The organism is Acinetobacter sp. 22323 (assembly GCF_052044895.1).
Lineage (GTDB): Bacteria > Pseudomonadota > Gammaproteobacteria > Pseudomonadales > Moraxellaceae > Acinetobacter > Acinetobacter schindleri.
In genome coordinates this window covers 1-13,545 of record NZ_JBQEOL010000031.1, presented here as the reverse complement: position 1 = coordinate 13,545, position 13,545 = coordinate 1, and the positions used below count along the sequence as shown (strand labels likewise).

4 protein-coding genes and 1 pseudogene are annotated in these 13,545 nt (G+C 43.7%); 1 reads left to right on the top strand and 4 read right to left on the bottom strand.

The window, feature by feature from the left end:
• Positions 1-173 precede the first annotated feature (173 nt).
• Positions 174-10,400: a VCBS domain-containing protein gene (locus ACTJIX_RS14390; protein ID WP_440611555.1), complete on the top strand. Its 10,227-nt coding sequence runs from the start codon at positions 174-176 to the stop codon at positions 10,398-10,400.
• Between the two features lie 330 nt (positions 10,401-10,730).
• Here ACTJIX_RS14390 and ACTJIX_RS14385 read toward each other — a convergent pair.
• The 4 genes and pseudogenes from ACTJIX_RS14385 to tnpA form a co-directional block, all read right to left on the bottom strand.
• Positions 10,731-10,865: pseudogene (locus tag ACTJIX_RS14385) on the bottom strand (IS3 family transposase); the annotation flags it as partial.
• 116 nt (positions 10,866-10,981) lie between these two features.
• Entirely contained in the window at positions 10,982-12,628 is a 1,647-nt protein-coding gene (locus ACTJIX_RS14380; RefSeq protein ID WP_001094416.1) for an IS66-like element ISAba17 family transposase, read from the bottom strand.
• A 74-nt stretch (positions 12,629-12,702) separates the two neighbouring features.
• On the bottom strand, positions 12,703-13,038 hold the full coding sequence (gene tnpB, locus ACTJIX_RS14375; protein ID WP_000618090.1) for an IS66 family insertion sequence element accessory protein TnpB: 336 nt from the start codon (positions 13,036-13,038) through the stop codon (positions 12,703-12,705).
• Positions 13,035-13,463, bottom strand: a complete 429-nt coding sequence (gene tnpA, locus ACTJIX_RS14370) for an IS66-like element accessory protein TnpA (RefSeq protein WP_000364662.1) — start codon at positions 13,461-13,463, stop codon at positions 13,035-13,037. The genes tnpB and tnpA overlap by 4 nt, the downstream gene beginning before the upstream one ends.
• Positions 13,464-13,545 lie beyond the last annotated feature (82 nt).

Here is a 13,545-nt window from a genome sequence, read left to right as displayed (position 1 = left end):
CTGACACGAATAGCATTACAGAAGACAGCGTCCCTAATCCAGTCAGTGGCAACGTACTGACAGGAGGCGTATCTAGTGGAGATACAGCTGATACCCAAGGCGCAGACAAAGCTAACGTCAGTGGAGTACAGGCTGGAACAGTTGCGTCAGGTGAACACGTAGCAAATGGCGCATTGAATACAGCAGTGAATGGAGAATACGGAACATTAATTCTCCGTGCTGACGGTAGTTACACCTACCAATTAAATAATAACAATACGGATGTAAATGCCCTTAAAGATAACCAAAGCCTCCAAGACGTATTTAGCTACACCATTACCGATGGAGATGGAGATAAATCGACAGCGACCATTACCATCACCATTAACGGACATACCGATGGCGCACCTAACGTGGTTATCACTGATCATAATGGATCAGCGCTTGGTGCGAACAGCATTGCCGAAAATGCAACGACCCCAGTACAAGGCGAGTTTACCGTCAACGCAGCAGATGGACTGAAATCTATCACGATTGGTGGCACGACCATTCTGACCAGCGAACTCTTGGGTCTATCCCCGACCACACCAAAAACAATCATAGGTACACAAGGAACACTGACCCTTACCGACTATGATCCAGTAACAGGCAAAGTCAGTTATAGCTACCAACAAAGTGGCACCAGCAAAAACCACAGCGGTGGTGATACTAGCGTAAGCGATACTTTCCCAATTATAGTGACAGACAATGCCAATGAAAGCTCAGCAGCGACGAATCTGGTCATTCTCATCACAGATACCGCCCCAGAAGCCAAAGCTGACACAGGCACAGTGACAGAAGACGGTGCAGCACTTGAAGGAAACGTGATCACAGGTGGCAGTAGCAACAGCACAGATGTTGCTGACAGTTTAGGTGCAGATGCAACACAAGTGACAGGAGTCAGCAAAGGAAGCTCAACAACAGAACAAACAGGTAATGTTGGTGGAACAGGACTTGCAGGTGACTACGGCACACTGATACTCAATAGCGATGGTAGTTACAGCTATACCGTTGACCCAAATAATGCAACCGTGAATGCATTAAAAGATGGAGGCAAGCTCACAGAAACATTTAGCTACACCATTAAAGATGCAGATGGGGACTGGAGTACCACAACATTAACCATCACCATTAACGGACATACTGATGGCGTACCAAGCATTACACCGAACGATGAGAACGGAAACAATGTTGGTGGTCAGATTACAGTGTATGAAAGTGGTCTAAGTACAGGTAGCAATGCAAGTGCAGCGAGCGAATCTGCCAGTGGAACGATTCAGATCAATGCAGGAGATGGCTTAAGCAGTATTAACATAGGCGGACAGACCTTTAGCCTTTCACAATTACAATCACTGAGTAGCAGCAACCCATCGGCAGCGATCAACGTCGCTGGTGGAACCATCGTTCTAAATGGTTTTACGGCAAATAGCAGTGTAGGTGGTATCCCAACTTCAGGTAGTTTGAGTTATACCTATACTTTGAACAACGCCCAGACACATAGCGCTGTTGGAAATGATGGTTTACTTCTGAGTGGCATTCCACTGAGTGTCACAGATGCAGGAGGGGTAACCACAACAGGTAGTCTGGTTGTACAAGTGATTGATGATGTTCCAACTGCTGTGAATGATAGCAATAGCATTCCTGTAGGTAGTTTGGCAGTAGTTACTGGTAATGTGGTCAGCAACGACACGAAAGGTGCAGATGGCGCACGAGTAACTACAGTAAAATCAGATACTGCTGGTGGGGCAGATGTCACGATTAATCCAGTTGGAAACTATCAAGTTAGTGGTCAATATGGCACATTAACGATTCATTCCGATGGTAGCTATAGTTATGCACGTAATGCAGGTTCAGCTGGTGGTGTAAGTGACGTATTTACTTATACTTTAACGGATGGCGATAACGACAAAGCAACAGCACAATTGACAATCACTATTGCTGATGCAACCCCGACCAGCACAATACCAATGGCTGGTGGTGCAACAACGACAGTCTATGAATCTGGTTTAAATGGTGGTACAGAAGCTTCAACTAATAAAGAAACCACCAGTGGCACAATTAGCTTTACCTCTCCAGACGGTCTGGCAGTCAGTGATGCAATCAAGCTGGGTGGGCATACTTTAACTACCACGAATCAGAGCTTTTCAGATGGTCTAACTGCGCGTTATGAATACAATGCAGCAACTGGAACGGGTACGATTTATTATAGTTATACCTTGCCTGCAAAAACGAGTGGCGATAATACAACAGCTACTTTCGCTGTTGAAATCAAGGATGCTGATGGAGATAGTGCAACAGCAGGGAATTTGGTCATCAATATTGTTGATGATGCACCAATCACCGTAGCGGATACAGGAAGTGTTACAGAAGGCGCGCTTTTGACCAAAGATGCAGCCAGTGGTGTACTTTCTAACGACCAGTCAGGCGCAGATGGTTGGGCTATTGGTGGCGGTGTAGTCGGTGTTGCTAAAGGCAATACAGGTACAACTTCGAGTACTGGAGTAGGAACAAGCATCACAGGTGATTATGGTACGCTTACATTAAATGCCAATGGTAGTTATAGCTATAAAGCGGATCCAAACAAAATAACAGCCAATGCACAGGATGTATTTACTTATACAGTGCGTGATGCTGATGGTGACTTAAAAACATCTACCCTTACCATTAATGTGCAGGATGTTACAGCCAATCCATTAACTACAGTGGGTAGCGTACGTGAGGATGGGATTGATGCCAATGGTAGTCAGCCTGCGGGAACAGATGCAACCAGTAATAGCAATATTGCTACGGGTCATCTCAACTTACAGACTGGCTGGACGGCAATCGCAACAACTGGCACTACAGCAAATGGAACGTATACCGTCAATTCAAATGGTACTTATAGCTTTACTTTAACTTCAGCAACCAAAGATTTAGCAGGCAATGAAACCAATAGCTTCACTTACACTGCTGTAGACCAATATGGCAATACGGTTACCAATACAGTGACAATTACGATTGTTGACGATAAACCTAAAATCAGTGAGAACGATGCAAATGTTGGTCGTGTAACTGTTGATGAAACTAATTTTGTCTCAGGTTCTGTTTCAGCTACAGATGCTAATTTTGTCAAAGATGTATTCACCCCTGTGTATGGTGCAGATGGTCAAGCTACAAGTAATGCGTTGATTTATGCACTTAACATTAGTTCCAATGGTGTGGATAGCGGATTAGATACCACCAGCGGCCAAAATGTCTTGCTGTATAAAGTAGGTAATCAGATTGAAGGACGTGCGGGTAGTGCATCAGGCGATGTGGTATTTCGTATCTCCATTGATCCGACCACGGGTGCTGTTACCTTAACTCAATCAGAAGCACTTAAACATCCAGTGGGCGGTTCTTCTTATGATGAAAGTCTTTCTATCAGCAATGCAGGTTTAATTACCCTAACTGCAACTGCTACAGATGGTGATGGTGATGCGGTCACCAGTGATCCTGTTGCGGTAGGTGATCGTTTTATCTTTAAGGATGATGGGCCATCAATTGGTTCTGAGCCAGCAGTAACTTCTGTAGATGAAAAAGGTCTAGCGACAGGAAGTGAACCAAACACATCGTTACTCACCGCAGAAGGCAATTTGAGTGTGAGTTATGGTCAGGACGGTTCAGGTAATGGCGGTGGTTTAAGCTTTGCTGCAAATCAAACTGCTTTAAAGGCAGTGCTAGATAGTACAGGTAATAGCGGTATAAGCTTTAGTATTAATACGGCAGGTAACGTACTGACAGCCAAGCGTGGCGGCAGTGATGTGTTCAAAGTCACTTTGGATACGACTGCAGGCAAATATACCTTTGAACTATTGGGTTCATTAAACCATCCAAGTCCTACTACACCATTGAATCTGAATTTTGACTTTATTGCCAAAGATGGTGATGGCGATACGGCATCTGGTAGTTTCGTTGTTCAAGTGATTGATGATGCACCAAAAACTGAGATTGTGATCACGATGGATGAGGATCATAGTTATGGTCCGTTCACCACCTCAGCTGATTCACGACTTGAGAATATTACCATTCAGGATGCGAATGGTAATACCATTGCTGGAACAGATAACGGTAATGGAAGCAAAAGTTTCAGTGTTGCACATGGCACTGTGACTGTAGATGAGGCTGGTCGAATTACTTATAAACCTGCCGATAACTATAGTAACTATGATGGAAGCTCTTCGACCAGTCCCGATACATTTAAAGTATTAGTTACTGATGACAGTGGGCAAACCACAACAACCAATGTGACTGTAAATGTAAATCCAGTCGCAGATGCTCCTACCTTAACTGTTGTGGATGATGAGGTTGAAACCCCAGAAGATACAGCGGTAAGTTTAGGCTTAAAAGCACCAGTTGTAACCGATAATACTGATCAAAATGGCAATACAACAACGGGTGATAGCCCAGAACGTCTAGGCGTGATTACCTTAAGCGGTATTCCTGCTGGCGCAGCGCTCTTATCTGGTACTGATACTACATTATTCACATCGAATGGCGGCAATATCTCCATTTGGTTAACCGATGTTAATCATCCGACTGATGAAACCAAGCCAACAGGTGCTTTGGAGATGACGTCTGCTGAGTTTGAAGCATTAAAGGTTTTACCACCTGCGGAAAGTCATGCCAATTTTACCGTAACGGTAAGTGTAACCAGTTATGAAGTTGAGGATAGCGGTGCTAAAGTTTCTGGTGTTAACGGTGCAACCAGTACTGCAACAGTCGTGGTCAATGTTCAGGCGGTTACGGACGGTATTGATCTGAAAATTTCAGATGGCACTAGTTTTGTTGATACAGACAGTACGACACCTGTGATTAAAGAGATTGAGGAAGATACTGCACTTAATTTGACTAATTTGTTGCAAGTGACATTGGCGACTGGTGACGATGGTAATTCGATTGCCGACACCGATGGTAGTGAGCAACGCTGGATGACCATTATGGGGTTACCAGAAGGTACAACCTTAACTGTAAGTGGACAGCCTCACACCATTACTGCAACAGAATCGTCGAATGGCTATCGAATAGACATTCCAAATAATTACAATGGCGTTTCACCAAGCTTACCATCGATTACAGTGACACCACCAAAAGACTTTAGTGGTGACATTAACAATATCCAGATCACGCTACATGCGCAGGACCAAGATAGTGATGGTGTAGGTAATGGGCCGACTACTGTAACTAAAATTACTGACAGTGTTTATTTAAATCTACATGTTACGCCAGTAGCAGGTGATGTCGCAGCAGGTGATGTTTCTACCAATGAAGACACAGCAGTTGCTTTCCTGCAAAATGTAAGAGTGACGGATACAGGTACAGATACAGGTACAGAAGTTATTACAGAAGTCGCATTTGAAATTCCGACAAGTTGGTTCGTGATTGCTCCAACCAATAACGGAGGATGGAATACTCGTGGAGATGGTTCGAGCAGCTCCCCATATACCATCACTTTTGACAACAATTTGAGTGAAGCACAGCGTGAGGCTATCTTGGATGGTTTCACAATTTTGCCGCCAGCACACAGTAGTCAAGATGCAACCATTCAAGTGAGTGTTACATCAACAGATACCAATGGTTCTGATACAGATACCAAGACTGTAGCATTGCCAGTAAAAGTCACTGTAAATCCTGTTGCTGAAATCGTGGGTAATCTTTCTGGTTCAGGTGATTCTGACAAAGATAGTACAGCTGACCTGACCATGACAGGTGGTCACACTTACACGACAGCAGGTGCAGAAGACACATGGTATACACTGGGTACTGAGAGTGGATTTAACCTTGCCAATGGCTGGACGAATCAGGACGCAGATGAACTGACTTATGCACATTTAACTCCTGAGTTAGTTTCAGGGGATAGCTATGCGACAGTCATCGGATCACAATTCAAATGGACTGATTCCGATGGTGAACATACTGCGACTTATACAGGCACACCAATTGATGTACCTGTTAGTGCATTGTCAACATTACAGTTCTTGGCTCCTGAAAATGTATCGGGTACTTTCAAAATCAAAGTTGAAGCTTATACAGTAGACTATGATGATGACAATGAAGGGACTGGCACACCAGCGACAGCAGTATCAGGTGAGGCTTGGTTAGAAGATATTATCATCGCACCTGTTGCTGATGGTATTAATACCTTGTCATTAAATGGTCGTGCGATTGGTTTGGAAGATACGCCAATCCCACTGTCGATTACGCCAAGAAGTTCTGATCCATCAGAAACCTTTAATATCACCATTTCAGATATTCCTGATGGTGCAAAAATTATCTATGGCGGTGTAGAACGAACGATTACTAACGGTTCAGTCACGATCTCTAACTTTAGTACATCTACGCCACTGACGATTACTCCACCTTTTAACAGCAATGAAAACTTTACCTTAAGTGTTACTGCGACGACGACAGATGGTAACCAGACATCTTCTGGATCAAGCGTGTTGTCTATACCTGTTACAGTTTATGGTGTAGCAGATACACCGACAGTTACCTTAAAAGATTATGACAGTAATCAGTCTGGTGTACAGTCTTATACAACCACTGAAGCTAATCTGGATGGTACTGCCCAGCATAAAGTGTCACTCTCTAATTTGATTGAAAATGTTTCATCGATTGATAATACAGATGGCTCAGAAAGCTTTACCCTTCGTATCACTGGCTTAGCCAAAGATTTCAATCTGGGTGGACCAGCCACTGTTTTGGTCACTGGCACAGGTGAAGAACGTGTCTGGGTGATTAAACCAACAGATTTAAATAATGTATTTATCACAGTACCAGAGAATTACAGTGGCAATGTGAATTTCAAAGTTGCAGGCGTTTCTACTGAAAATGATGGTGATTCCAAAACTGGTGCATTAACTGATGTTAATTTCATAGTGACACCTTCTGCCGAAGCAGAAGCAACGACCAGTGCGACACTGGTTGAAGATGAAATTACGACCCTGAATTTTGGCATTGTTCATGTAAATGGTGACAATGACGAAACTTTGGGACATGTTTGGATTGCACAGGATCAGGCGGCAGGAGCAAACTATACTTTATATCTGGGTACTGGCACATCGGCTGTTCTTTTAAGTAATGCAGGCTTACCAACTGAAATGATTGATGGGAAGACTTACTATAAACTGACTGCTGAACAAGCTCAAACCCTTGCAGCTAAAGGTGGTGATCAGCTTGATGGTGATCAGGGCTTCTTCACTTACAAATATGAAGTGACCGATAATCATTATGGTTCGGTGCAAACCGCACCAGCGGACACGGTGGTTAAAGATGGAGAATTAAAATTAACGGCGAGTGCAGTTACCGATGCTGTTGAGTTATCTGTTACTGGTATTTCTGGAATAAGCAATACCACTTCATCATCAGATCAACATGAAAATGATGATGCTACTCCAGACACCGCAACGCTCACTGCAACGGATACTGTGACCGTTAGTCTGAACGTCGCTTCGATTGACCATGATGGCAGTGAACACGTGGTTCGTATCTTGATCGAAAATGTGCCAGAGGGTGTAACTGTACAAGGTGCAAATGTTCAACAGATAGGTGCTGGTACATGGGTACTGGTCTATCAGGCAAATAATGCACCTTCAATCAACGCACAGGGTGGTATTGATGTACCAGTCACTTTCAAGATTGGTTCCGACGCGGATGGCTTAACAGACCATCCGATTAAGATAACTGTACAGACACAAGATCTAGGGTCTGATTTGACTGCTATAACAGACATCAAATCTGATTCAGTGACATGGTATCTAAATACAGATTTTGCTGAGGCTCCAGGCAGTAAAGCACCGCTTATTGACCAATGGCAATATAATGATGCATCTGCTACGGAAGATACACCATTTAAATTAAGCGATGTGGTAGATCAAGCCATTACCATTCAGGATAATTCGGCAAGCAACTTGTTTACTGTCACCTTGAAAGATTTACCAGCAGGTACAATCGTCAATGGTATGGTACAAACCATGATCGATACAAATAATGATGGTAACCCTGATACCCCAGTATGGACAGCAAGTGTTACGGTAGATCCGAATGCCACTGATGCCGAAGCCGAAGCTGCTTTGCAAAATCTGTTAGACAGTATTGTGATCACGCCACCAGCAGACTGGAATGATAATGGTCAATCTGGACAGTTCCATTTCGATGCGACACTTACGACTTCGGTCTTGGGTGGCGCTACCGAAGAGGCAACGATTCAAGACATGACGATTCCAATCGCTCCTGTGACGGATAATCCGATATTCACCATGTCTGGAGATAGTATGGTGGGTGAGGGTGCGACAGCAATCACAAGTTCTATTACACTCGACCCTGCCGATGGAAGTTTTGGTAAGGTTGTCGATGGTAAAATGTATGTGCAGGTCAATGCTGCTGATACAACCGATGCCATGGAAGGTGGTCAGCTATACATCACGGGTAGTACAACACCACTTGTTTTACAAAGTGTAGATATTGATGGTGATGGTACAACTGATGGTGATTTCTACGTCATTGACATTGGTGAAAATGGCGGAACAGTAGACTTAACGTATACCATGCCAAATGGTGAGAAAACTGTACCAGGTAATGTATCATTTACTGCTTATGCAAACGTACAAGAAGACGGTGCAGATGTTAAAGCAGTCAGTGTCACGGGTTCTGTGGAAGTTCAACTGATCAATAATGGTGTAAATGTTGTTTCACAAAACTTTATTGGTAATGAGTCAGAACTGGCAACTAAAGCCAATGCAATTGAGCTGACTGGTGCAGGTGGACTAAGCGTGAGTTTGAACGATTCAGATGGTTCAGAGTCTTATGGTGCAATTTTGCTATCTGATGTTCCAAATGGCTTCTTGGTTTATGTCGGAAATGATGCGGCATCCGCAACGCTTGCAAGTAATGCAGGTGGTGATGGCACAACCAACACTTGGGTACTCTCAGAAAGTGGTGGACTACCAGTTTATGTTGCGATATTACCGCCGATACACTGGAGTGGTACTGTTGAAAACTTACAGTTGGTTGTAACTTCTGGTGAAAGTAGCTTATCTCCTTTAACTGAAACCAAAGACATTGGAGATTTGGTGGTTAATGCCGTAGCCAATGGCGTTGATATCAAACCGACTCAAACTTTCGGTAAAGAAAATGAGATTATTCCACTTAACCTGAATGCATCGATGCATGATCCAAAAGTTTCAGAAGTTGCAAATGACAGCAGTACTGAAACTATGACCATTAAACTCACAGGTCTGGGTCAATATGCCTCTTTTTATATCGATGGTGTACAGATTTCATCTAGTCAAATTACAGTAAGTGGAACTGGATCAAGTACGACTTATACCATTACAGGTTTAACCCAAAGCAATATAGATAAGTTAGGCTTTAAACAGGCGAAAGCAGCTTTAACTGATCAGGATTCAGCGACTACAGGTACACAAATCGGGGTAGAAGCATGGACAGTTGAAAGTGGTGCTGGAAATAGTGCATCTGCTCATGTTTCTACGAACATTACTGTAAATATGACGGCCCAACGGGCTACAACAGGTAATGATACCTTGCTATATACAGCAAGTAGTATTAATGCTGGAGCAGGTACAGATACGATTCAGCTCCGTTCTGGTGAAACTGTATCAGGTGCTACTTTGGCAGCAAATCTGAAGAATGTTGAAGTGCTGGATTTGTCTGTAAATGGAGCAAATAATATCACTAGCCTGACAGCATCACATGTATTGACCATGACTGATGCGGCACATACCTTGAAGATCAATGGTACTGCTGAGGATACTGTTGGACTTGGTTCAGGCTGGACACAAAGTGCAACCAATAATGGTTATGTGACATACACCAGTACCGTATCGGGTACGGCTGTCACTTTGCTGGTGAGTGAAAATGTTCATACCCAATCTGGAGTAAATCCATTATCAGCGAGAAGCTTCAGCGTAGCTGAAACCAGTTCGGATGATGTGATTGTGGCCAAAGCGGGTAACGATACCATTACGACGGGTCAGGGTCACGATACATTGATTTATAATGTGCTAGATGCGAGTGATGCCAAAGCGGGGCATGGTATTGATCATTGGACAGATTTCGGTTTTGGTTCTACCGCAACAGATAGCAATGCCGAAACGATTCAATTCTCATCAGAATTCTTTAATGATTTGCTTAGTGATAGTGATTTGACATCATCTCATCTTTCACAAGTCGAAAAATTCATTAAGGTTGACTATGATGCAGCAACTGAATCTGCAACCGTGAAAGTAGATCGTGATGGTGAAGCAAATGGTTCAAATTATCAGGATCTTTTGGTCTTAGAACATCAAACTTCGAATGTAACGCTTGCAGAGCTGTTAAATAATCATCAAATTACGATTGGCTAACTTATCGTGTTGATGAATAAAAGTTGCCCCATCCGTGGGGCAATTTTTATGCTAGATGTGAATAATTTCGCTAAATCATTTAATGGCAAAACAAAATTCCAGTACAATGCTTGAGTTTTGATTTTCCTCATCATTATTATAGTCGTGAAACAATATCATGAATAAACGGGATGTATTAATAAAGACGAGTTTATGTTCACTTCTTAGCCTTTATATGCCTGAACCGTACCGGGTTTGTCGGAGACTTTTTTATTTAAGTTAGGCCACCTGACCTAACGGGTTAATCTTATAATCGTACATTGCTTCAAGCTCAAAAGACGATACATAACTCAGCGCATCAAGCACCATATCTGTATTCTTACGTGTTGATACTTTCCAGCCAACAATTGCACATGAAAAAACATCAATAATAAATGTGGTTTAGACCCAATCTGAATGAGTTTTAATATATGTGAAGTCAGCGACCTGAGATACCGTCTTGGTAGTCAATCAGGTTTTGAGATTATTCGGCTAATAAATAATCTCTTTGATAGGCAGTCTGATGTTTTAAGTAAGCATCCGCTGAACGCCATCGCCAAGTTTTAACGGGGTTCAGGTTTCCAGCGGTGAGGTAGTAATTCTTCTATTTGGGGCACTTTATGTGTTGGCAACCTTTTCAGCACATCACTTAAATAGGCATACGGATCCAAGCCATTCAGCTTTGCTGACTGGATTAAAGTCATGATATTGGCAGCTCGTTGACCACTGCGCAGCGAACCTGCAAATAGCCAGTTCTTACGCCCCAAGGCCCAGGGACGCATTTGGTTCTCTATCCAATTATTGTCAATGGGTAGATTGCCATCATCCAGATAGCGGCTTAAAGCAGTCCAACGTTTTAGGCTGTAATTGATCGCCCGGGCGGTTGGAGAACTCGATGGCACCGTCAGCTGATGTTGGTTGAGCCATTCATATAGTTGTTGCATGACCGGTTGACTATGCTGTTGTCGGTATTCGCAGCGGTCTTCCGCTGTACCATCCGTCTTTTTTCTTAATTCTGCTTCTATCGCATATAATTTCTGAATCAGCACTAATGCCTGTTCAGCGACCTGACTTTTCTTGGTCACATGTAGTTCATGGAATTTACGACGTGCATGTGCCATGCAGCCCACCTCAATGACCTGACCTGATCTAAAGCGTGCTTTATAACCACTGTAATCATCACAGACCAAATGACCCTGCCAGCCTTTCAGGAAGTCTTCAGCATGCTGGCCAGAACGGCTATCTTGAAAGTCATAGATCACTGCCTGAACTGGATTGTACTGTGTGCTGGCATAGGCCCAGACATAACCTTTTTTGGGCTTTTTCTCATTTTCACCCATCTGCATGACCGTCACCGGTGTTTCATCTGCATGGATCACCTGCTGTTGCAGTACCACCTGTTTTAAGGCATTGGCCAGAGGTTCCAGTTCCACCCCACAGCGGCCAATCCAGTCAGATAACGTTGATCTAGACAGATCAACACCTGCGCGTAGAAAGATTTGACGTTGACGGTACAAAGGCAAATGATCGGCATACTTTGACACCAGCACATGGCTAAGCAATTCAGGTGAAGCAATGCCTTTATCAATCACATAGGCTGGCATCGCTTGCTGAGTCAGAGTGTCACACTGATCACAGACCCATTTACCACGCACATGCTGTTCCTTATAGAACTGTGCCGGTCTGAAATTCAGTTTTTCACTGACATCTTCACCGATACGACGCAAGGTACAGCCACAACTGCATTGTGTTGATTCAGGTTCATGCTCAATACGGAGGGTGTGTAGATGATCTGGCAACAGCCGACGTTTAGGTTTGTTGACTGGGGCTTTCTGTGCAGCTGCATTGGTTTTATCTGCATTCAGTCGTTCCAGTTCCAGATCAACCGCTGCAATATCTTCTTCAACCGCTTCATCCCAGAGATGGATTTGTTTTGCGGTTAGATGTTCGTTTTTACTGCCGAATTTATGCTGTTTAAATAGTGCAAGCTCATGCTCGTATTTTTGATTGAGAATAGAAAGATGTTGAACTTTAGAATCTAATTGCTGATTGGTGACTTCAAGATGTTGAACTCTGGCATCTAATTGCTGATTTGATTGTTCCAGTTGTTGTTTAGATTGTGCCAGAGACTGATGCTGCATCGCCAACTGTCTGGTAAATTCCAGCAGTTGTTCATGGGTCAGTTGGCTTAAATCAGGCAGCGTATTCATGACCGCAGTATGCCTGAGGTCATGATGCAGAGGAAATAGAACGTTTGGAGAATAGCAGAATGGATGAGCCTGGTTTAGAGCATTGTTACCACTTGCTGCAGTCCGATTCTTTGCCAGGGCAAACCCTGGATCAGTGCCTGTAACTGCTCCGGGCTGATCGCCATACTTTCACCCTGGTGAACTTTAGCCCAGTGGAATTTCCCCTGTTCCAGCCGCCGGGCACACAGCCAGATACCCAGTCCATCATGCACCAGCACTTTCATACGATGGCCACGCTTATTACAGAACAGGTAAGCGCAATGCGGTTTGATGTAGCCAAAGGCTCTCAGCACCTGAGCCATGGCTGTATCCATCCCTGCACGCATGTCCATCGGCTGGGTAGACAACCAGATCTCATCAATACGAATCATTGAGTCAAACCCTGGATCAGCAACAGTAATTCAGTTACTGACTCCACCGGCCAGTCGATCTCGATCATCTGATCCCTTGCGGAACTTGGTGCCTCATGTAATGGAATCCTGATATGAGCGACAGCTTTCTTCTCTGGCACAGGTGGTAGAGGTGCTTCTTGTTTGACTGGAGTCGGGTGAAGAATGACCGGAAGAAAGTCAGTCTGTGGAATGGATGGGGTTTTTAATGCAGGGGGCATTGATCTGGACTGACGAATCCATTTATGTAGCAGATTGGCATTGATCTGATGTTGCATTGCTACCTTGGCCACTGATGTATCTGGCTGCTGGCATTGCTGAATAAGTTGATGTTTAAATTCAGCTGTGAAGGTTCGACGGGGCTTTTTTAGCGTTGGTGCACTGTCTATAACTGTCTTTAAATCCATAAATAGGTGTCCACTTAAATTTAAGTGGACACTATCGCGGTATTAATGAGTTAGAAAAAGTGGGGTTCAGCGGACGCTTACT

Excerpts from the sequence above, each read along its gene's own strand:
- ACTJIX_RS14380 (WP_001094416.1), bottom strand. The coding sequence starts at position 12,628 with ATGAATACGCTGCCTGATTTAAGCCAACTGACCCATGAACAACTGCTG.
- tnpB (WP_000618090.1), bottom strand. The coding sequence starts at position 13,038 with ATGATTCGTATTGATGAGATCTGGTTGTCTACCCAGCCGATGGACATG.
- tnpA (WP_000364662.1), bottom strand. The coding sequence starts at position 13,463 with ATGGATTTAAAGACAGTTATAGACAGTGCACCAACGCTAAAAAAGCCC.